Consider the following 22,114-nt stretch of genomic DNA (forward strand, 5'->3'; position numbering starts at 1 on the left):
AAGGAAGAATCAGCGTTGTGAAGAAAAGGTCAAACTCTCAAGCACTGATCCTTCCTGTGATGTTGAACTAATCGTAGATAGCCATGAATTAGTGGTTAACAATCATCAGGCGTGAAGTGTGTTGAACACCATCACGCTCAATATGTACAATGTAAATACCGCTTGCCATTCCAGTGAGGTCTACTCTATCACCTCGAACTGGAACTGTTGTCATTTCTCCTTTTTGACTGATCAGGTTTACTTTGTTAGGTTGAAAACCTTGCAAGTTCAACTTCGTGTAATCACTGGCCGGATTAGGATAAACATTAAAAGACTTCTTAGCAGAACTTAACACTGGTTTACCACTCATTGAAATAGTTGAATCGGAATAGTAATAAACACCGGCTTTATCGTTGCTATTCGCCATTCTGCGGTCGCGGACCGTCATGAGCACGTTGTCATCCGTAAAGCTGAATGTTGTAAATGGTTCGGGGTTTCCATTGCCGTCAACAGGGTAATCGATTTTCGTAAATGTGTTTCCGTTGTCCTCTGTGTAGTAAATGCCTTGACCCTGCATGGTGCCAAATGTGGATCTGACCATTACATAGAGATTGTTCTCATGGTCAAACTTTATCTCAACATCTACATTTGTGGCTGCTCCGTAAGAGAAATTGAGACTATCCCACGACTGGCTGATCGTATCCCTGCGGTAAAGGCTCTGACCAGCAGCTACGTATAAATTCTCTCCGGTTCTGTCAAATACCATCTTGTGTATTTGTGCTAAACTATCGGGAAGGGATATTTCATTCCAGTTTGCTCCATCGTCTTTGGATTGCAAGAGCATTGGTTGAATTGCAAGTGATTGTCCAAAAATGTAGTGAACGGGCTGATTGGAAATAATGTCATTAAACTTGAAAACAGTTGGGTTCCCATTAGCTCCACTTTCAAAAAGCTTCCTCCATGATTGACCAAAATCTGGTGTGAAATCCACATAATCCTGCGTTTGATGCTGGATGATAGAGATACTTCCGTTTTGTCCGGCATAGATTTGCTGCGGATTGAGTATTCCGTAAACCGGAGCCAGCGGAGCTGTTGAATCGGTTCCGATCACCTGAAAGTTGTTGCCTTCATCAGTGAGACGAGCGAGGAAGTGAGTTCCGCCCAAGACTAGCTGTCCCGAACTATCCACGGCAATATCGTTGATTTTCGTTTCAAATTGCAGTTCATCGTAGGCCGAATGATTAGTCCACTCGAGAGTTTTAAAGTTGAACTGAGACAAAAATGCGGTGTAAACCGAACCGTAATACAGTTGACTGTTATCAGTGATTTCCAAATAGTCGGCATCGAGTGAGAAGCCTTCTGTGTAAGATACAAAATCATTGTTTGTTCCAACATTTGCCCCTCTGGTATACTGACCACTAAAAAGCGCTTTTTCATCACCCAGAGCCATGATATTGAAAGCACTCGTTTCACTATCGATTTTTTCCCAGCTTCCATTAAGCTGTCTAAAAACACCTTTGTCAGTTGTTGCAAAAAGGATGTCATCTTCCTCGCTGTAATCCATATCTGTGATTACTGCATTATTCGGCAAACCGTTAATCTGTTGCCAGTTATCACCAAAATCTGAAGATTCATACAAAACTACATCATTTGTATTGTATTGGACGGTTGCAAAAAGCATGTCTCCGCCCACTTCTAAATTTGTAACTGGAAACCCTGCAAATGCTACATTTGACCAGTTTGCGGACTGCTCAGTACGGTAAATTCCATCATTTGCAGCTATGTATATCAGTGAATCTTTGTAAAAAGCGAACCCGCCATGTGGGAAGAAAGGCACGCTGTCAAAGTGTGTAAAACTGTTTGCATTGTTAGAGCAAACAAAAATTCCATTGTCAGGATTGCTGCTAAACGGATCGCCAAATGTCATGACGAAAGCATCATTTCCCCTCACGCCAATATCGAGTATTGTAGCACCAAAGCCGGAGGTTCCACCTCCACCTGTGAGGAGATCATTGTCCCAGTTAGCTCCAAAATCATCTGTCCAGGCGATACCGTCAGATCCTGTAGCTACATATACACGGTCAGATCCATCAGAAGCGTTTACATCGCCAATATTTGTGTGACTGAGCGCAGTTTGAAACGGTGCCCAGGACTTACCGCTATCGGCAGAGTGATAAATCCAGCTATCGGGAGTTATAGCGAAAACATTGCCATTATGATCAGATTTCGAGATTGAAGTCAGTGAGTTAGTATTGTCCAACCCAGACAGTTTCTTCCATTCTGGTTGTGAAAATGCGAGTTGAGTCAATACAATCATGATGATGATTAAACTCAGCGCTTTGAACAAATTGAATTTCATACGAGTCAATTTTAATTTGATTTCTGCTGACAAATAACCTTCACAAAGCTTATCAACGCAAATATCAACGGGGTACAAAAGGGGGACACCACTACATTTTCTACCGTTTTATCCTTTGCTGTAAAGGCTTCCTATTACTTTTGGTGAGTAGACATCAAAACTATCAGCTACATTATGCAAATTTCAAAGACCACATTCAAATTACTTTTGATGGTGAGTATTTGTCTGCTCACTGTCACCAAATCCTGGTGTGTCCAGGTGGACTCACTCGAACATCCGGAATTCTATCTACTCAACAAAAAAATAGAGAGTGAAATTGCATCGAGTCATTACGACCGGGCCGCACAACTCATCGATTCAATATCGGGAATGACACAGGGCGATTCGGTTCTGACCGGTATAACGCATTACCTCAAAGGTGTGAGGTATTCAAAAATTACGGAGCACGAAAAAGCATTATCGAACCTGTTTCACGCGCTGCGAATTTTTAAAGAAAACGATAATAAAGAAGCTATTGGAGAGGTGTATTTCAACCTGGCTTTTGTTTACGCTGTAAGGGTTAAACGTGAAAAAGCAATCGACTTTTACGAAAAAGCTACAGCAATATTTACGGAGATCGGTAACACCGAATACATCATCAAAAGCAAAGGGAATATGGCGATTCTGCTCGCTCAAAACGGTGACTATGAACGGTCGCTCAAAACATTTAAACAGCTCAATTCATGGGCGATGAAGGTTGATGATAAAACATCACAACTCGCAGCCTACCAAAACATGGGAAGGTTATTCCTCATTACTGACAGGATTGACAGTTCAAAGTATTACCTCAATAAAGCTGTCGATCTCGCTGAAGAAATAAAATCTCCGCTAGTACGGGCCGATGCAATGGGTAATTTAGCAGAACTCAATTATAGTGAAAACAAAGTTGATGAGGCAATTGAAAGATGGTCTGCTTCAATAGATACCTATCTCAATGCCGGTGAAGTAAGCCGCTCATTTCACAGCTTTAGAAAAATCATAAATGCTCATGAAAAAGCCGGGAATTACAAGGTTGCCAATGAGTATCTCAAAAAGTATCACGCACTTGCAGATTCCCTATACACGGTTGAAAAGGAAAAAGCAATCGCGAGCCTTGAAAATGAAATTGAAGTAACAGAAAAGGAAAACGAGATAGCGCTTTTGCAGGCCCAAAAGAAAAGTGAGCAGCGCAAGACCTACTTTTTCATTTCACTCTTTGTATTGGCTGCTACCGGTGGCGCGGCTATCACGATTAAGCTGCGCAGTGATCGCAAATTGAAAGCCAAAAAGAACGAGGTTCTGCAAAAAGAGTTGGAAGTGAAAACCACGCAGGAAGAGCGATTACGGTCAGAACTCCAATTGAAATCCCGCGCACTCACGAAAGAGGGTCTGCGGATTATCCAAAAGAACAAACAGCTCGAAGATTTTAAGGATCGGATCAATGAGTTGTCTAAAAAGGTTCCCGGTGAGGCTCGATCAGATTTGAACGGGATTAAATCGGCACTGAAATATGCGTTCAGTGTTGACAAGGACTGGAAGGAATTCAGCGTGTATTTTGAAGATGTACACCCTCAATTCCTGAAAAAACTGGACGACCTCAATCCCAAACTCACACCAAAAGAAAAACGCCTGTGCGCACTCATGAAGGTGGAAATGAGCACCAAAGAAATCGCCTCGGTGCTCAACATCTCTCCTGATTCGGTAAAAAAGGCGAAAACTCGCTTGCGCAGAAAACTCAAGGTTGAACCGCGCGAGGATTTGATCGAAAAAATCGATGTTTAATCCAACAGTCTTTCGGGAAAAACGATGAGCTGTATAAAGTTGAATTCCAGGTTATCGAATGAAATGTTTTGGTCAGAGCCCACGGAAAGATCCAGTTTCGGGTACCACCGCAGGTTTGTACGCAAAATCCAACTCTGTATTCTGTTTGGCCGAATATCCCACCCAAATGTAACTCCGTAAGCGAATTTTTGATCTTCGATGTCGTGGTTCTCCACTCCTCTCACTCTTTCAGTGAAGGATAGGTTTTCGTAACTCACAACCGGACCGATAAACGGATCAAATCCGTGATAGTCGAACAGGAATTTGGTGACTTCGAGTCCGAGTGAATTCCGCGAAACATTTTGATCGACTCCATATGAACCGGTTTGAGATTCGTAACCCCGGTAAGCCAGCGTAAAGTTGAGATCTGGCTTGTGCAGGTAGTAACCGAGTGCAAAATCGGGCATGTTGCTGATCGGGTATTTTTCAATGTATGGATGAGCTTCTTTGTTGTAGCTGCTCTCATTCAGCCAAAAAGTCGATGAAAACCCGGCACCTACGAAAAAACTATTCAGATCGCCACGCTCTGCCAGCTTTTGTGTGACTTCCTGTGTTTTTCCGGATTCCCAACTCTTCTCTGCCGACAAAGTCGTTTCCAACATGTAACGATACGAAAGATGCAACTGAAAAGGCGACAGTTCTACACTTGCTCTTTCAATCTCGCTCAAGTAGTAATCCGCAGTATTGTCGTAATTGTATGAGACACCCAGCTCAAATAACTGATTGCCGTAGTTGTATGTGAATCCGGCCAGTAAAGGAAAACGGCTTACCTGTAAATTGGGTCCGTCAGACCATACTCTTTTCTTGTTATCCTGCTCGTATTGATAAGTGGATAACGCAATGCCCAAATACGGACGAAAAGACTTATTCTCAATCCGCCACGGGTAAAATTTGAACGCTGTTTCCACTCCTGATCGGTAATAAACATCCTGATCGTTTTTGGAAAACCGACTGTTTAACAACGGAAACGAAATCGTGAAATCGGCATGTCCCCAAAAGTGAGTTCCGCCAATTATGAGCCTCGGTTGATGTGTCAGCGGGAAGTCAAATTCGTTGAGCTGATCACCTCCCGTCAGGTAATGCGACTTCCCTCCCACGTTTGTTGCGAGATCTGCACCAAAGTTCAACTGCGCAAAACGGTGACGGGTCTGTTTTTCGGTGTAAACCTGCGCGGTGAGGAACTGGCAAAAAAGTGATCCGACCAATACTAAAATAATCGTTTTCATATCAGGCAATTTTTGATTTCACATTTTTCCTCACCCAATAGCTGATGATGATACTTCCCACAGCTCCGGGAAGTAGCCAGCCCACAACTCCAGGAAGGATTTGATTGACCACCACAAAAGCTGTTACCGCTGCTATGAAACCTCCCATCATGCGGGTTAAATGCTGATTGAGCCAGGTGGCTCTCAACTTCTTTCGGTTCTGAAAGAGCCTTAAATCCTGAATGGAGAAGTAAATACCCACAGCTCCAAAAACGGTTAAAACGATGTCCATTTTGGCGGTGAGCAATGGTGGCAGTGTGATCATCAAAACCCCGCTGACGATCATCACGTAAGCGATAATTTTATCGAACATCAGGTTGTGGTTTTTCCTTTTGAATTGGAGCGCACGATACCCTGTGAGGACAAAAAACAGGCTGAAAATGCCTACCGCGAAAAGGAACGGACTTTCGTGCCCGGGCAAGACAGAGATGAGAAATGCTGAGATTCCGCATGCCATCATGGAATAGTAAAATACTAGTCCGGATTTGCGGTGTAGTTTTTTCCCTTTTTGCGCAATGACAGCGATTGTAGCAGAGAGCAATGCGATAGCTCCGCACGTAGCGTGAATAATGATCGAAATGTTGGTGAAAGTTTCCATTTGTCGTGATTGTTTTGTGTTCAATTCGATGAACAACATTAATCACAACTACCTGAAATTAAGTATTTTAGGGATAGAATGCAAGGTTTTGTGACCAATAGCAAAGTTTTTTTGATGAAATGCAAGAGTTGGGATGAGTTACAAACTACAATCAACAACCCAGTCTTACCATTTTTTCATCAGAACTCTCTAAGGTCTAGTGTTGAGGCTGAGGTCAAGAAGTGATGAACCTTTTTTTTGACTCAGGTTTTTAGGATGAAAAAACAAGCGATCTTTTAGTAAACAATTAACCACAATCTCAATTCGTAGGTTCCGTCTCATCAGTCAGCGATATGCAGCGGATGTGCGTAGTCGCGTCTTTGAGTTTCTTGCCTATGACCGAAGTGTCAGAGGCTTAGAAAATCATAGACCCACGCACTTGCTGCGGGGGTTCAACATACGAAAAAGACAAAGCGCGGAGCACACAATCCGACTGCGGTTTTCGCAGCGGACGCGGAGAAAAATCGCCTCTGATGAGACTTGATTTTTTCTATCTTTTTTATCAAGAAAAAAGATTGATGATTGCAATTAATCAATATTTTATGTTGTCCTTTTGCCTTGATGCAAAAGGACAGAAAGATCAAGGCTGACGGAAACTTCGCTCGAATTTCTAGCAGTCGATCTCTATTTTTACTGAACTCGCAAACGCCTTTTACGTGTTTTTCTTTTGAAAAACCCGAAGGCTGAGCTCAGGCACAGCAAAAATGTACGCTCTCTCTGCTGAAATTCTACGCGTCAGTTCCCGAGGCCAAAAAGCTCGTAAAGTCATATCGGGAGTAGTTCGAATTACGTTCTCGTCTCTGGTTTTTGGGATGAAAAAAACAAGCGATCTTTTAGTAAACAATTAACCATAAACATCATTAGAACGATCTCAATCTTGGTTGGCTGGTTGGCTGGTTGGCTGGTTGGCTGGTTGGCTGGTTGGCTGGTTGGCTAAACAAACACCAAACCCACAAACCTCCAAACCCTTAACACCTTAAGTGCACAATTATGTCAAAATATCATTAGAACTTCTCTCAACCTCAACCTTAACCTAAACCATTCCGATCTGAAAACCGGATCATCGCCTTTTTAAAAGGCTTCGTGTAACTGCGCGAAACCGGGATCTGATCGTTTGAAAACTCCAGTTGGAGTGTGAAACCCTGTGAATTCCCCTCCACCTTTTGAACATAATCGAGGTTGACAATGAAAGCCCGGTGACATCTGAACAGGACTTCATTGGAAATCAAATCCTCAACACCCTTCATCGTGCTCCTGATCATTTCGCGTTTCACCTCTTCCCCATCGCGGTAATGCACTTTGACGTAATTCCCTTCAGACTCGATAAAAATAATCTGCTCGTAATGAAACGAGTAAGTCTGATTACCCGCGGTCAGATCCAGCGTTGAGTTCGTCTCCGTATGATCCTTTTTGTGAGAGATTGAAGTGTTGATCTCGTCAGATCCAGCAAGATTCCTCTTCAGGTTGATATTCTGCTGAATGAACGTAGTAATGACAGCCGGGAACAATCCGATTGGAATCGTAAAACCCAAGAAAATGAGAAACCCCTCAATACCGGCCCAGGAGAAAAACCCGACCCAAACAGAGTACAGGTAATTCCCCGCGGCAATCATCACGACATCGATTACCAGCCAAATGATGTGGCGCTTTACTGTCCAGTTTTTTTCAGCAAAATGGCGTGGAAATATTTTGGGAATGATGATCAGGTTCAGAACCATGAAACAAAACGTGACGACTCCGTAGCCAAACAAGAACAGCGCTTTGTACTCCATCTCGATGAACTGCAAACCAAACGGCTCAAAAACCATCAAAAACAACCCGATGAAAATGCTGATTGCAATAATCATGGGCCACTTCTTCATACTCACCGGGTACGGTCTGTTCAATATTTCCCAAACGGACATGGAGTCAAATATAGGGGAATAACCTTTTTGGGGATGAAGTATGGATTAAGTCTTTTTGAATCTGAACTTTAGAATGTTTTTCATCAACTTAAATAGATTGCGTTCTCAAGCTTTTAGTATTGAATATCAATAGAGGTAACATAAAGCATAAACTGCATCATGCTTTATTAAGGAACAACCAGCCCAACCAACATGAGTTAACGAATAATCTGATAGCAATTCACAAACACTATCTTTATATTGCAAAAAAGAGCAATGCGAGAGCTACTTTGCTTAAGGTTAATGAAGGTTGCTATTTTGGAATAGAAACAACATAGGCTACTCCTCAAAAAACATCCTACTCAAGATTCATGGAAGAGCTTGAATGTTCCTGGAAAAGTGAAGTCATATATTCTTATGTTTGTTACTACTATGATAAAGGAGTTCCTAATCATCTTACAGTTGGCGCTCTAATGCGCACAAAATATTTTTTCATACGTTTGTACTGTTTTAGAATCCCGGAAGTTGCAGCTTCCAGGATTCTGTTAGAAATTTATTACTATTCTTTAGCCTCGCTCCTTGCGAGGCTTTTTACTTTTGAGTGATGTCGACACAACCTGGCAAATAAACACCAGTTGGAAAACAAACTCAACTGGATCTTTTAAAAGATCAAGAGCAGTTTCAAAATGCTCCATTGAACCTCCAATTTTATAGTTAACAGCACTATTCTTTTCTCGCCTGGCCGCATTGAGCATTAAAATTTGTCTCTTCATATTTGTTTATTTAAATCGTTCTTCAAATGTAAAACCTCGGTATAGGCAAAGTCAAGCCATTTGCATAGTAATTATGCACATTAAACTTACATTTACCCCCTGTTTCAAACACCTCATTGTTAGGAAAAACAAGTTTCTCATCATAATTATGCCTTTTTTAATACTTCCTAAAAAATCATTCTCCATTATCCACTCAATATTAAAACACTATATATCAATGTTGAATTATTTCTCTGCAAACCTAAAGTAGCGACATATACCAAGTCATCCCCAATTCTGAAATTATTTTTCATGTTGTTTATATGCACAAGTCTGCAAACGATCTCTTTTTTCTTCATTTTTTTCATTTAATCCAAAATTAATGGAAGAAAATGCCAAACTGTTATTCTTTAAAATAACACGCCAAAGATGCGCCAGTACTGGAGCTATTGTCAAATAACGGCCGTTATGCGAGCATATCATTTCGCGCTGTTTTCTCTACTTTCATCTAGTTATAACTAACAAGAGTGCAAAATGGAAACATTCAAAGCTATTTTTTCTGTAAGGTGAATTCCTGTTATTTCAAGCCGGGTAAGGTTACCCGTTTTAGCCGGGCTCTTTTATCCTTTCCCAATCAGTAACTTCTTAAGAAGATTGACATTGAAGAATTACAGTTCAATGTCATACAGTGCAGTAACAGATATCCTACAACAATAATGATTCATGGACGTGAGCTATGCTCAGGCTTATTTGCCAATGGTAGCTTGAATCCTGAAAGGTGAACATTGGATTTTGATGCATCTAAAGAGCTTGAGGAAGTTCAATGCTAGATGTAATATCAAACAACTCTAATTTCTTTATATTAGCGAGCAAATGCTCTACGATTGACACCCTTGAAAATTAGACCATTAATAAACTGCTCTTTCTATTCTGTGATCAGTCTAATTTCATTGCTTTCCTTTACTTCAGGAAAAGCTCAGAATTCTTGTGATACTATTTCATACTCCTCTTGTGAATTTGCAGAAAAATTCCAGAAGAAGTTCGACAAAATCAACTCCGACAGTATATTAGGAGTTACTTATACTTCGGGAACAAATGGTTGTAGTTACAAATTTGGAGTTCTAGCATGGACTAAGAAAGGCAGTATCAAAGTAAAAGTTTTCAAAAATGAACCTTTTTTTCACAGAAAGCTATTCGTTGGAAACAGAACTAAAAAAATAGTAAATCAGTTCTTTACAGACAGCATATATAAGGTAACCGGAGAGGTAACAGGGGCTATGTTTGTCGATGATGGGAGTTGGACAACTGTAGTTTTTAAGACTAAACAGGACTGTTGGAGACACGGGCATAATATTGCAGATAAAAGTGACCCACGAGTAAAATGGTCTGAAGAGTTAAAAAGTCATTTTATACAATAACTCTTAAAAAAATAGACGGGTCTGACTTAAAGCAAAAACACGATAAAAAAATACTCCGAACTAAATTAAGATCAACCGAACATTAGGAGTTCATGGTCTTTACGTTTTACTATTAAATATACTTAATCAATCTTATTAATTCAAGGAATTCGTAAGCTCGCACTTGCGTGCTCGGTTGAAACAGTTCGCAACTCCCTTAGCACATTCTTGATTTTTTATAGCGATACTACTTAATAAACCCACTATAATGAATTCACTCCTATCTTATTTAAATGCTATGAATGAGCAATTTAAAGTAAATTGAATAGCTTTACATTCTTTTAGAAAATCTCAAATTAGAAAAGCTCGAAATGAAACAAGTAAATTTATTAATCGTCCTCTTTGCCTTTTTATCAATTGGTAGTACTGCTCAAAATGACACACTAAGAGTGTTGTTTTTGGGGAATAGCTATACAGCTTACAACAACCTGCCTCAACTGGTATCAAATCTGGCAAATGCCGATAATAAAGAACTTATCTACGATAGCTATACTCCCGGAGGTACTTTGCTGTGGAATTTTGCTAATAATGAAAATACTTCACAACAGCTCGACACTACAGCAATGCACAAAATCAAGTCTGAAAACTGGGACTTTGTCATACTTCAAGAACAAAGTCAGGTCCCCACAATCGATCACTACAGGTACAATTACATGTATCCTTCAGTTGAAAGCCTCGAAGATTCAATTTCACATTATAACCCATGTGCCAAAATAATGATGTTTATGACCTGGGGAAGGCAAAATGGCGGACAACAATGCTCACCAGATAATTATTGCAGTCCGGTCTTTGTCGATTTTAGCCACATGCAGGATTCACTGGAAAGTGCCTACATAGGAGCAGCTGAGGCTATTAATGCAAGTGTTGCACCAGTTGGAATTGCATGGAAAAACATCATCGAAAACACCAATTTAGTTTTACATTCATCTGATCAGAGCCATCCCAATTACAGGGGAAGCTATCTTGCAGCTTGTGTTTTTCATGCCGCTTTATGGAACTCGAGCCCTGTCGGAAATACTTTTACCGGCAACCTGAGTAATTCAGAAGCCAATTCTTTACAAACTATGGCAGACTCTACCGTTTTTGATGCTTATTCCAAATGGAACCTGGATGCTTATGAGGTAACAGCAGACTTCAACTTTAATGTCTTTCACGATTCAGTAGCTTTTACAAATTTATCGCTAAGTCGGTCTCCGGTGAATTATTACTGGGATTTTGGAGATGGGAATACTGATACCGCAAAAACGCCAACTCACACCTACAATTCAAACGGTAGCTACACCGTGAGGCTAATCGCTGATTATTGCTCGAGCCGTGATACTACAGAAAAAACCATCAACATTTCAACAACCAAAAGGGTTGAGTATCACTTCAATGAAAACTTTGAAGTCTTTCCCAATCCGGCAACATCCAAAATTGTCATTCAAAATAACGGAACAAATAAAGGCACTTTAGAGATCGAGCTGATGAATACTTTAGGTCAAATCGTTATTAGTCAAAGAGTAAATGCAGCACGAAATACCAATATCCAACTATATGACTTGCCTACTGGTTTTTATATAATCAGTTTAAGAGATGAGTTTTCAGGATCAAAAGCAAGTTTTAAAATTTTGAAAAAGTAGTCTGTAAAAACTCAGAGCTCATACTTTTTTCTTTAGCTATTCAATTTTGATGTTGAATGCTTATGCGAGGCTTACTCGGTTGAAAGCAATTTGAAAAGTTGACATGATACCTCAATGTAACAACCCTCACTTTCCTTCTCAATTTTAGTGAGTAAATTCGCTTCAGTTCTTAAGCGTAGTTAAAACAAAAACCAAAATCAACTTATTCATAATGAAAACCCTTGGAATGATAGGCGGAACTTCCTGGTATTCCACCGTAGAGTACTACAGTTCAATCAATAAAAAAGTGGCAGAGGAAATTGGCAGTCAGGGCAATCCGCCATTGATAATTCACAGTCTCAACATCGAGCTCATGCGTGAGCAGAACTGGGAAAAAATCAATGCAAAGTACCTGGAGACTTCTCAAAAATTGGAAGAGGCCGGTGCCGAAGCCATTATCATTTGTGCCAATACTCCGCACAATGTTTACGATTACGTGCACGATAAAATTTCAATTCCTATTCTGCACATTGCTGATGCTACCGGAAAAAGAGCGCAGCAGTTGGGACTTGAGAAACTAGGGTTATTGGGCAACAAACCCACTATGACTGGCAGCTTCATTGCAAACAGATTGAAAAACAACTTTCAAATAGAAACCATCATTCCCGATGATCAATTCATCGACCAGGCGCATCATTATGTTTCCAAAGAACTGACGCAAGGCACCTTTTCTGATGATGCACTGCATTTCTTCAAAGAGCAAATCGAACAGCTGGTACAAAACGGTGCCGATGGCATTATTCTAGGCTGCACGGAGCTGCCAATCCTTTTCAAAGATCATAAAATGGATGTGCCCCTTTTGGCTACTACAGATTTACACGTCAACATGGCGGTTGATTTTATATTAGATCGATAATTTATTTATTTTCGGTCAGAGCCTGTCCTGTCATTGACTATTCCAATCCTCCAACTCAGCCTTTTTATGGATCAAATTCGCCATTACAGCTAACAAAACTTTCCACTTTGCTCATTGTTGAGCAAGTATGACAATTGAAACGCTATTTGCCTCTGACCAAAAAATCAACGCTCACAATTCAGTGTTTTTAGCCGGACCATCACCAAAAGATGGAGAAATGCTAAACGGTTGGAGAAGACAGGTCATCAAACGATTTGAGTCAATTGAAGATGAGCAAATCAACTCGATGCAACTCATCATTCCACAGCCCAAAACAGGTTATTGGGATGACGTGATGACTGAACACTACACAGAGAAAGACCAAACACTTTGGGAGCACGACAAAATGCTGGAAAGTAAAGTCGTAGCGTTTTGGCTGCCAACTTTTTGGACATCTGAAAAAGCGGGAAGTTATCCTGCTAACATCGGGCCTTCATCACGGTTTGAGTTCGGATTCTTTTTGAGTAATGCCATTCAAAACAAAAACCAAAAAATCATTGTGGGTAGTCCGCACAGAGCAGAGTCACTCAACTGGGCCAAAATACTGTGCGAAAAATACGGTATCTCCTGGCACTACCCCGATACTGATGACGCCATTCCCAACTCATTTTACAACGCCATTGTTAGAGCGATTAAAGAATGAGCATGACGCAATTCAACGCCCAAGCAACAGCGAATAATTTGCCTGTACATCTTGCTGATCAGGGTCGATGGCGAGTGAGCGCTCGTAGTATTGCTTAGCCATTTCATATTGCCCCAGGTTGTGATAAGCCGATCCGATGTTGCCCAAAAATTGCGCTTTATTTGGGTGGATTTCATTGGCTCGTTTGAAATACTTGAGCGCAGTTTCATAGCGCCTTTTATTGAAATAGTAAAAACCCAAATTATTCAGTGCACCCGTATTGGTAGAATCGATGGCGAGCGTTTCCTCAAACAGTTTTTTAGCATCCTCTAGCCTACCCGTTTTCTGAAAAATCACGCCCTTGTTGTACAGCGCTTCAAAATTTCTCGGCAAAATCTCAATCGCTTTGTCATAGTAGCTCACACCCTTTTTATAAAGCTCAAACTGCTGCGCTGACGGTTGCATCGCTTCGGCTTTTTCGCGAAAAGCTGTCCCCATCGCCATTTGAACGCGCGTACTCTCAGCATGCGATTCCAAACTCGCCTTCACTAGCGTCTCGTTACTCTCCCACTCACCATTTCGCGTGAAGGTTCTCACAGAATAAAAAAGCAGTACCATTACGGTCAGAGCCGTGGCCGCTTGCCTCCATCTCCCGTTTGCCAAAAAATGTGATAATCCGACAGACAGTCCCATCATAAAAAACAGCGATGGCATAAACAGGAATCGCTCCGCGAAATTGGCTCCGATCAACATGAACAAATTCAGCACGAGCAATAACGAAATAATGATGGACAATACAGCCCAGCCGTAAATATTCTTGCGGTAACACAAGTAAACAGATCCCAGGATTATGCTGATAACGGTCAGAACCGAAAAGATTCCCTTAGCCGTGAAAAAAGGTACAACCTGAATAACAGAATAGGAATAATCCCAACTCAGGTTGATCGGAAAAATTAGTTTGTAAAAATAGAGCAGTAACAAATATGCACTGCTGGAAATGCGATCGAGGAATGTGTCTGCCGCTACCAGTGAATTGTTGAGAACATGAACGACTTCACCTCCTGCATTGCTGTCCACGATTGAGGATCTGACCATGAAAAACAACCCGAATACAACTACCATCGAAATGACTGAAGTAAGGAGTTTTTTGCGGTCTGTTTGTCCATAAACATAAAGCGTTACCGGTGCGATGAAAAGAAAAGTAACTGCATTTTCTTTGGACAAAAGTGCCAGGAAGAAACACAGCAGACTCAAAATCAACTGCAAAAAACGCTCTTTCTTGAAATATTGAAAAAGCGTGTAGAGCGAAGCTAGCAGAAAAGTGAGCACGAGCAACTCATCTCTACTTTTGAGGTTGCTCACTACCTCCGTGTGAATGGGATGAGCTATGAAAAGAGCAACCAACAGAATGTGAAACCACCAGTTCTTTTTCGGAAACCACGTTTTGGAAAGCAGCCAAACCAGGAACCCACAAACCGAATAAAGCAAAAGATGAATAAATCGGCTCGCTGTTAAATTCCCACCACAAAGCGACTTCTCAGCAGCGAAAGTAAAAACAGTAAAAGGTCTGTAAGAGAAGCTTTTGTTGTTGAAAGATTGGAGATAGCCGCTCGTGAATATCTCATCAGTAGCTGAGAGACCTTCCTGCACGTATTTACTTTTGAGCACCACGCTGTCGTCCAGCACCATCGGGTAGCTGAGCGATTTCCCGTAAAGCACAAAAACCAGCGCGAGCATAAATCCAAAAACCACGATGGGTCGCTCAAAAGTGCTACTCCTTTTCATGTGATAAAAATAGTTGAATTTAATTACGGCTTCTTCATTACGTTCTTTGCGTAATGGAAATCGAAAGCTAATCTAATAGCTCTATGTTCCACAGATTAAAATGTTTTCTGTTACTTAGCCACAAAGGCTCTAAGTCTCAAAGGTAGTTTCTTTGTGTACTTCGCGACTTTGTGGCAAAATCTTGACCTTGATCTTAACCTTCTAACTCCCTCCTACTTCGACTCCGCTAAAGCTTTGCTCAGTATCCAGGTAATTCGCCTGGCAACAAACTTCCCAACTCCAAACCTCCTACCCATTAACAACTAAAAAAAAGTAATCAAGAAATATTATTAGAACTATTCTTGACCTTGACATCACCTCTTCAACTGCTGCAATCGACTAATAGCATTTTGATTTTGAGGCTGAATTTGCAGAACTTTTTCGAGAGTCTCTATCTCCTTTTGCGTATCGCCCATTTTGTGATAAGCAAATGCCAGATTCATCCAAATATCGATTCGCTGCGGATTGATTTGAAGAGCTTGCGTGAAAGTGTTGGCTGCTAATTGGCTCTGACCACTCTTTCCGTACAGAATTCCCAAAGCGTTGAGCACATCGAGCTGATTGGGGTTGACATCTAAACTTTGCTTAGCAAATAAAATCGCTTTTTCAAAGTCCTGCTGAGCCTCAGCAGCCTGAGCCATGATGAAATACGCCTGGCTGTTATTCGGCTTGAATTTCACGTATTCTTTCAACACGATCATGCACTTTTCGTATTGCTCCGAATCAAAATACACAGCTCCCAAATTGTAGTAACCTTTTGAATAACCGGGATCGAGCTGAATGCATTCGCGGTAGACATCGGCCGCTTCGCTGTAGTTTCTCAGTCCTTTCAGAGTCATCCCCAGGTTGTTGTACGCATCAATGTAATCGGGGTAAATCTCGATTGCTTTTTTCAAATATTTCTCTGACTCTCGTAAAGTCTGCTGCATTTGTTGTTCATCTGATAGTAGAAAGGCCTGTCCCTGAAGTTCAGTACCGTAATTGTAATTAGCCCGCGCACTTTGACTCGCCTTCTCCACATCAGCTCCGTAGAGCGTTAAATTGTTCTTCCAATCCTGGTTCCGACCAATCGTTTTAAAACTGAAAACAACGCACACAACCAAACTCACCACAGCTAATTTTTTCTGATCCTTAACCGAAAACTGATTCTTGCTTTTTGTGATTAATCGGTGAAGGACCATCACAACTGCGATGCTAAACGGCAATACGGCAAGGAACAGCAATCGCTCGGCAAACTGGACGCCAATTGGCATAGCGATTTGCGAAGCAACGAGAATGCTCGACAAGTAAATAGCTGCACAAATTCCCAAAATATTCTTTTTGATCAGACCCCAAACCGAGGCGGCAACAAGCGATAGTAAAACCAACAGTCCGAGTATTCCCTGCCACGAAGTCATTTTCACTAAAGGGATCTGATTGTAAGAGTAATCGTGAATTAGTTCGAACGGAAAAATTAGTTTTTTGAGGTAAATCAACTGGAGGTGAAACGTAGATCCCCAACGCAGAGATGAGTCTGCCGTAGCAGCAATCGGGTTGTTGAGAAGATTGAAATTTCCTTCATCAACCGGATTCGGCATGCTATCGATAATGTGATTACGCCAGAACATAAAGATCAAAGAAAGCGGCAGCAAAATCATAAGAAAAGGCAAAGTTTTTTTCAGACTCACTTTAGGATGAAGAAACATCAACAGCGGGATAATAAACGAATATGTCACCGCGCTTTCTTTTGAAAAAAGAGCAAACAAAAAAGCGACAATCCCCAGTACCAAATAATTGATCGACCTCTTCTCAATCTGCTTTGAAAAACTAAACTGACACAAAGCAAAACCGAAAAACGCAAAGAGCTCATCACGTCCTTTTACGTTTGCCACAACTTCAGTATGCAAAGGATGAGCGAGGAAAATCAAGGCAATACCCACCGGAATGATCAATGGATAGGATCTGAAAATAAACCGCAATGCTCTGAAAAGAAACAGACCTCCAAGCGCATAAAAAAGCAAATTCAGAAAGTGAGAAACTTTCGGGTTCATCCCAAAAAATGCTTTCTCCAAAGCAAAACTCACGAGGCTCAATGGTCGGTAGAGACCGTCATTAAATCCTCCCTGGCCGTGCCGATAATTGGTCGTCAAAATATCACCTATTCCATCAATACCATCCTGAACATATGAATGATTGACAATCACAGAATAATCATCCAGCGCAAATTGATGATTGAGCGTGTTCACGTAAAGCAAGCCCGCAAAAACCGGAATTATCCAGATTAAATGAGGCTTTAAAAAAAAGAGTAAGTCTGTTGATTGGCTCGGTTTCATCTATCAACTGTCGCTATGCTTTATAGCCGACAAAATACAAATGAAACAAAGGATAATCACCTTTTGAAGAGAAAATCTGATTCAATCTTTACTCCACTCCTCCACCTAGCGCCCTGAATAATTCTGTTGCAGATTGCAAACGAGCAGATTCAGTAGTTGTACGCTGCAGTTGGATATTCAAAAGTGATTCCTGTACGTTTAATACTTCCAAGTAATTGGCATAGCCGTTCTTGAGCAAATCCTCAGCATTTTCCAAAGCATTGGTAAGGTGATTCTCCTGTCTCTTGCGTATCTCTAGTTTTCGGTTCTGAATGTCATAATCTTTCAATGCATTGTTCACTTCCATTCCGGCATTTAGTACTGTTTGCTTGAAAGCCATAAAATTCTGCTCAGCTTGCGTTTTGGAAACATCCAACTGAGTGAGCAACTGCCTGCGCATGAAAATAGGCTGCGTAATACCGCCAATCAACGTAGTGAAAAATGAGTTTGGACTGATCCAGTTCGTTGTTTCGAGCGACTGAAATCCGCCAGTGAGCGATAATTGAACACTGGGATACATCGAGGCTCTCGCTACATTAACCTGTTCAAAACTGCTCCTGTAAACGAGTTCTGCTTCTCGTACATCAGGTCGGTTTGCGAGTATTGAAGCAGGTTTCCCAACCACAAAATCATCAGGAAACTCCTGCTCGCTCAACTTACTCCGCTCGATGTACATGGTGTGCTTTCCTTTTAAAATTGAAAGTGAATTTTCAAGGGTGAAAATCTGTTGCTCTACATCTGCCAGTAGCGCTTTTGCTTCATCTACCTGGGCTGCAGATTGATTGACAGCAAGCTGAGTTGTTTGCCCTGCCTGCTTTAAGTCCCTTATCGTTTGCAAGCTTTTGGATCTGACCGAGATCGTTTTTTCCAGAATTTGTTTGCGCTGATCAGCGGCCAGTAACTGATAATACGTGTTGGCTACGTTGCTAATGAGTCTTGTTTGAACCGCTTGCTGGGCTGTGACAGATTGTAAAAACTGTGCTTCACGCGATCGCTTTTGACTCGCTATCTTTCCCCAAATATCAGCTTCCCACGACAACGATGCCGATAGATCGTACTGGTAGAGAACTTCATTGAAAAACTCCCCAAAACGCGAGTTTGGAGACACCTGTTGTCTCTGAGCTTCAGCTCCAACCTGTAAAGTTGGGAAAAAGCCCATTTTGCTCTGTTTGAAATAAGCATCAGCCGCCTCAATACTCTGCAACGCAATCTGGTTATTGAAATTATTCGCCAGCGCGCTATCGATGTGTTTTATCAAAATTGGATCTGAGAAAAACGCTCTCCATTTCACTTCACCAAGAGCATCTTCCTCACCTTTTTGCAGACTGTCCAGCCTGAACATGAACTGCTTTTCATCCTTCGGTTCCTCGTAATTTTTTGTCACAAAACAGGACTGTACTCCAAATATTGCAACAACCATTACAGTCAGAACCGGAAGTAAACGCACAACTTTATATCGATCTCTCATTCTCAAACTTTATTTTTTCAATGAAACCTTTTCGTGTAACCACTGGAAGATCACGTAAAATACCGGGATGATGAAAAGCCCCACAATTGTTCCAATCAACATACCTCCGGCAGCTCCTGTACCGATTGAATTGTTTCCTGCTGCTCCCACACCGTTCGCCAGAACAAGGGGAAGTAAGCCCAGGATAAATGCAAACGATGTCATCAATATTGGTCGGAGCCGAACTTTAGCCCCGTCAATTGCCGATTGCGCGAGCGACATTCCCTGTTGCCTGCGTTGCCGCGCAAACTCAACGATCAGAATTGCATTTTTAGCTAACAGCCCTAGTAACATCACGAGCGCGATTTGGAAGTAAATGTTGTTTTCCAAACCGGCAATGTAAGTCGTGAAATACGCTCCGGCTACACCAACAGGAAGTGAAAACAGTACAGAAAAAGGCAACAGGTAACTCTCGTACTGTGCTGCGAGGAAAAAGAACACGAACAAAATGCTCAACCCGATGATGATCGGAGCCTGTCCCTGGCTTTTGATCTCTTCTCGTGTAATACCGCTAAAAGCAATATCAAAGTTAATCGGTAACGACTCGGCTACTTCTTCAACAGCTTTAATCGCATCACCTGAACTGTAACCCGGAGCTGATGATCCATTGATGGAAACTGAATTAAAAAGATTAAATCGGTTTATCGTTTGCGGACCGTAGATTTTTTTCAGCTCAACAAAAGAGGCGATCGGAGCCATTTCACCATTTCCGTTTCTCACAAAAACCTGTTTTAAAGCATCTTTATTCGCCCTGTCTTCAGGAAGTGATTGAAGGTAAACTTTATAAGGCTTACCAAACTTACTGAAGTCTGTCGAGTAGATTCCACCGTAATATCCCTGGAGAGTATTGAGGATGTCATCGATGCTCACTCCTGCTCTCTTGGCAAGTGCTGCATCAACGCTCAGCTCGTACTGAGGAAACTCTGTACTGAAAGAGTTTGAAGCAAACGCAATTTCCTTTCGTTGACGTAACTTCCCGATAAATTCTTCAGCAACATCATTCATCTGTGTCAACTCCCCGGCAGACTTATCCAACAGCTCCACCTGAAAACCATCTGATGCTCCGAATCCCGGAATACTTGGAGGTGTAAAAAAGATGATATCGGCATCTTTGATTTTTTTGCTCCGCTTGAAAAGCTGACCGGTTATCGCTTCCAGACTTTCATTTTCGCTATCTCTATTTACCCAGTCTTCGAGCAAAATAAAGCCCATCCCGTAACTGCTACCACTTCCCGAAAAGAAGTTTCGTCCTGCAATTGTGGTTGCTGTACGGACACCATCTACCTGTTCTATTTCATCATACATCTCTTGCGTAGCTGCAAAAGTGCGGTCCATTGAAGTTCCGGGAGGAAGTTCCATATTCATGAACACGACACCTCTGTCCTCACTGGGAACAAAACCTGAAGGTGTCACCGAGCTCGACCACCAGATTAATATACCGGCTAAAACCAAAACCACTGCTGTGATCCATCTGTATTTCAGCAGGTTTTTCACAGCTCTTCCGTATCGCTGAGTCGTTGCTTCAAAGGCAACGTTAAAGCTCGAATAGAAACGCTGTAGTAAGTTTCGGTTCTGACCATTATTGTGATTTGGTTTGAGGAAAATAGCGCACAATGCCGGACTCAACGTAAGGGCATTCAATGCCGAAATGAGAATCGCGATGATGAGCGTCAATCCAAACTGTTTGTAGAAAACACCGGCCGGACCCTGAATAAACGTAATGGGAACGAAAACCGCTGCCATCACGAGTGTAATGGAAATAATAGCCCCACTGATTTCGCTCATCGCACTTTTTGAGGCTTCCAATGCATTATCGGCTCCGCGCTCCATTTTCGCATGGACTGCCTCCACCACCACAATAGCATCATCCACCACGATACCGATCGCCAGGATAAGTGCAAATAAGGTGAGCAGGTTCATCGAAAACCCAAAGATTTGAAGGAAGAAAAATGTTCCCACAATCGACACCGGAACTGCAATAGCCGGAATCAATGTAGATCTGAAATCCTGGAGGAAAATGAAAACGACCAAAAAGACGAGTAAAAATGCTTCAATAAGTGTTTCTGCTACTTTATCGATAGAAGCATCCAGAAATTTATTGGTGTTGTAATTGATTTGATAATCGAGTCCTTCAGGAAAATCTTTCTTGAGTTCATCGAGCTTTGAAAGTACTTTGTTATTGATCTCCTGCGCGTTTGAACCTGGAGTTTGGAAAATACCAAATGAAATTGATGGATTTCCTCCGGCTCGTGAAACTGAAGTGTAAGAGAACGCATCCAGCTCGACTTCGGCCACATCTTTCAAACGCAGATAACTTCCGTCATTATTCGCTCTGATAATGATATCCTCGTACTGCTTCGCCTCTTTGAGTCGGCCTTTGTATTTGATCACGTACTCAAAACTCTCTCCTGCATTTTGCCCCAATGCACCGGGAGCAGCTTCCCTACTTTGCTCCTGAATAGCACGATTGACATCGGCCGGAGTGAGGTTGTAATTTGCCATTTTGGTCGGATCCAGCCAAATCCGCATCGAGTATTCCTTACCGCCAAACAGGTTGACTTCACCAACACCGTTGATACGCTGTAACTCGGGAACAACATTAATCTTGAGGTAATTTTGAACGTAAGTATCGTTGTATTCATCACTCGATGAAAACATGGCTGCGTACATCAAGGCTGAGTTCTGACGCTTTTGGGTAATCACCCCTGAACGAATCACCTCACTCGGCAAAACAGCATTGGCTCGCGCAACACGGTTCTGAACGTTAACTGCAGCAATATCAGGATCGTAGCCCTGCTCAAAAAACACCTGAATCTCAGCCGATCCATTGTTACTAGCTGTGGAAGTCATGTACATCATTCCCTCCACACCGTTGATTTGCTCTTCGATTGGTGATATTACACTCTCCAGGATCGTCTCGGCATTAGCACCGGGGTAATTGGCGCGTACCTGAACCGTTGGCGGAGCAATATCAGGATATTGTGTCACCGGAAGCGTGTTGATCCCCAGCACACCTAATATCACAATAACAATCGATATTACGGTTGAAAGTACAGGTCTTTCAATGAATTTATTGAGCATAC

General features: G+C 41.7%; 14 protein-coding genes. 5 read left to right on the forward strand and 9 right to left on the reverse strand.

Features of this window, described 5'->3' with window-relative positions; translation table 11 throughout:
* Positions 1-88: 88 nt before the first annotated feature.
* The gene (locus tag F3059_RS03220; protein WP_151166505.1) at positions 89-2,338 is read right to left on the reverse strand and encodes a T9SS type A sorting domain-containing protein; all 2,250 of its coding nucleotides are present in this window, start codon (positions 2,336-2,338) and stop codon (positions 89-91) included.
* Positions 2,339-2,512: 174 nt separating this feature from the next.
* Between F3059_RS03220 and F3059_RS03225 the strand changes: the two genes are divergently transcribed.
* A complete protein-coding gene (locus F3059_RS03225; protein ID WP_151166506.1) occupies positions 2,513-4,138 on the forward strand; it encodes a LuxR family transcriptional regulator in 1,626 nt (541 codons plus the stop codon).
* Here the strand turns inward: F3059_RS03225 and F3059_RS03230 are convergent.
* The 4 genes from F3059_RS03230 to F3059_RS03245 all read right to left on the reverse strand — a co-directional run bounded on the left by F3059_RS03230 (position 4,135) and on the right by F3059_RS03245 (position 8,735).
* The gene (locus tag F3059_RS03230; protein ID WP_151166507.1) at positions 4,135-5,403 is read right to left on the reverse strand and encodes a hypothetical protein; all 1,269 of its coding nucleotides are present in this window, start codon (positions 5,401-5,403) and stop codon (positions 4,135-4,137) included. The two genes, F3059_RS03225 and F3059_RS03230, sit on opposite strands and share 4 nt — an antisense overlap.
* Position 5,404: 1 nt before the next feature.
* Entirely contained in the window at positions 5,405-6,040 is a 636-nt protein-coding gene (locus tag F3059_RS03235; protein WP_151166508.1) for a DUF2306 domain-containing protein, read from the reverse strand.
* A 1,067-nt stretch (positions 6,041-7,107) separates the two neighbouring features.
* Positions 7,108-7,941: a LytR/AlgR family response regulator transcription factor gene (locus F3059_RS03240; protein WP_170265019.1), complete on the reverse strand. Its 834-nt coding sequence runs from the start codon at positions 7,939-7,941 to the stop codon at positions 7,108-7,110.
* Positions 7,942-8,528: 587 nt separating this feature from the next.
* Positions 8,529-8,735: a hypothetical protein gene (locus F3059_RS03245; RefSeq protein ID WP_151166510.1), complete on the reverse strand. Its 207-nt coding sequence runs from the start codon at positions 8,733-8,735 to the stop codon at positions 8,529-8,531.
* A gap of 863 nt (positions 8,736-9,598) precedes the next feature.
* Here F3059_RS03245 and F3059_RS03250 point away from each other — a divergent pair.
* The 4 genes from F3059_RS03250 (at position 9,599) to F3059_RS03265 (ending at position 13,370) form a co-directional block, all read left to right on the forward strand.
* A complete protein-coding gene (locus F3059_RS03250) occupies positions 9,599-10,132 on the forward strand; it encodes a hypothetical protein (protein WP_151166511.1) in 534 nt (177 codons plus the stop codon).
* A 350-nt stretch (positions 10,133-10,482) separates the two neighbouring features.
* Positions 10,483-11,793 carry a DUF4886 domain-containing protein gene (locus F3059_RS03255; protein WP_151166512.1) on the forward strand — a complete coding sequence of 437 codons (1,311 nt, stop codon included), beginning with the start codon at positions 10,483-10,485 and terminating at the stop codon, positions 11,791-11,793.
* A gap of 211 nt (positions 11,794-12,004) precedes the next feature.
* Positions 12,005-12,688, forward strand: coding sequence for an aspartate/glutamate racemase family protein (locus F3059_RS03260; protein WP_151166513.1), 684 nt, complete (start codon positions 12,005-12,007; stop codon positions 12,686-12,688).
* Between the two features lie 127 nt (positions 12,689-12,815).
* A complete protein-coding gene (locus F3059_RS03265) occupies positions 12,816-13,370 on the forward strand; it encodes a nucleoside 2-deoxyribosyltransferase domain-containing protein (RefSeq protein ID WP_151166514.1) in 555 nt (184 codons plus the stop codon).
* 12 nt (positions 13,371-13,382) lie between these two features.
* On the opposite strand, the gene F3059_RS03270 is transcribed toward F3059_RS03265, so the two are convergent.
* The 4 genes from F3059_RS03270 to F3059_RS03285 form a co-directional block, all read right to left on the reverse strand.
* Positions 13,383-15,134 carry a tetratricopeptide repeat protein gene (locus F3059_RS03270; protein WP_151166515.1) on the reverse strand — a complete coding sequence of 584 codons (1,752 nt, stop codon included), beginning with the start codon at positions 15,132-15,134 and terminating at the stop codon, positions 13,383-13,385.
* A 353-nt stretch (positions 15,135-15,487) separates the two neighbouring features.
* Positions 15,488-17,485, reverse strand: coding sequence for a tetratricopeptide repeat protein (locus tag F3059_RS03275; RefSeq protein ID WP_151166516.1), 1,998 nt, complete (start codon positions 17,483-17,485; stop codon positions 15,488-15,490).
* Between the two features lie 88 nt (positions 17,486-17,573).
* Complete coding sequence (locus F3059_RS03280) at positions 17,574-18,992, reverse strand: efflux transporter outer membrane subunit (protein ID WP_151166517.1); 1,419 nt, start codon at positions 18,990-18,992, stop codon at positions 17,574-17,576.
* A gap of 9 nt (positions 18,993-19,001) precedes the next feature.
* Complete coding sequence (locus tag F3059_RS03285; protein WP_151166518.1) at positions 19,002-22,112, reverse strand: efflux RND transporter permease subunit; 3,111 nt, start codon at positions 22,110-22,112, stop codon at positions 19,002-19,004.
* Positions 22,113-22,114 lie beyond the last annotated feature (2 nt).

Origin of the sequence: Salibacter halophilus, from assembly GCF_008806325.1 — a bacterium.
Taxonomy (GTDB): Bacteria; Bacteroidota; Bacteroidia; order Flavobacteriales_G; family Salibacteraceae; genus Salibacter; species Salibacter halophilus.

Bases quoted from the DNA above. Each gene is read 5' to 3' on its own strand.
- F3059_RS03285 (WP_151166518.1), bottom strand. From the start codon at position 22,112: ATGCTCAATAAATTCATTGAAAGACCTGTACTTTCAACCGTAATATCG.
- F3059_RS03225 (WP_151166506.1), top strand. From the start codon at position 2,513: ATGCAAATTTCAAAGACCACATTCAAATTACTTTTGATGGTGAGTATT.
- F3059_RS03280 (WP_151166517.1), bottom strand. From the start codon at position 18,992: ATGAGAGATCGATATAAAGTTGTGCGTTTACTTCCGGTTCTGACTGTA.
- F3059_RS03275 (WP_151166516.1), bottom strand. From the start codon at position 17,485: ATGAAACCGAGCCAATCAACAGACTTACTCTTTTTTTTAAAGCCTCAT.
- F3059_RS03240 (WP_170265019.1), bottom strand. From the start codon at position 7,941: ATGAAGAAGTGGCCCATGATTATTGCAATCAGCATTTTCATCGGGTTG.
- F3059_RS03255 (WP_151166512.1), top strand. From the start codon at position 10,483: ATGAAACAAGTAAATTTATTAATCGTCCTCTTTGCCTTTTTATCAATT.
- F3059_RS03230 (WP_151166507.1), bottom strand. From the start codon at position 5,403: ATGAAAACGATTATTTTAGTATTGGTCGGATCACTTTTTTGCCAGTTC.
- F3059_RS03235 (WP_151166508.1), bottom strand. From the start codon at position 6,040: ATGGAAACTTTCACCAACATTTCGATCATTATTCACGCTACGTGCGGA.
- F3059_RS03270 (WP_151166515.1), bottom strand. From the start codon at position 15,134: ATGAAAAGGAGTAGCACTTTTGAGCGACCCATCGTGGTTTTTGGATTT.
- F3059_RS03220 (WP_151166505.1), bottom strand. From the start codon at position 2,338: ATGAAATTCAATTTGTTCAAAGCGCTGAGTTTAATCATCATCATGATT.
- F3059_RS03265 (WP_151166514.1), top strand. From the start codon at position 12,816: ATGACAATTGAAACGCTATTTGCCTCTGACCAAAAAATCAACGCTCAC.
- F3059_RS03245 (WP_151166510.1), bottom strand. From the start codon at position 8,735: ATGAAGAGACAAATTTTAATGCTCAATGCGGCCAGGCGAGAAAAGAAT.
- F3059_RS03260 (WP_151166513.1), top strand. From the start codon at position 12,005: ATGAAAACCCTTGGAATGATAGGCGGAACTTCCTGGTATTCCACCGTA.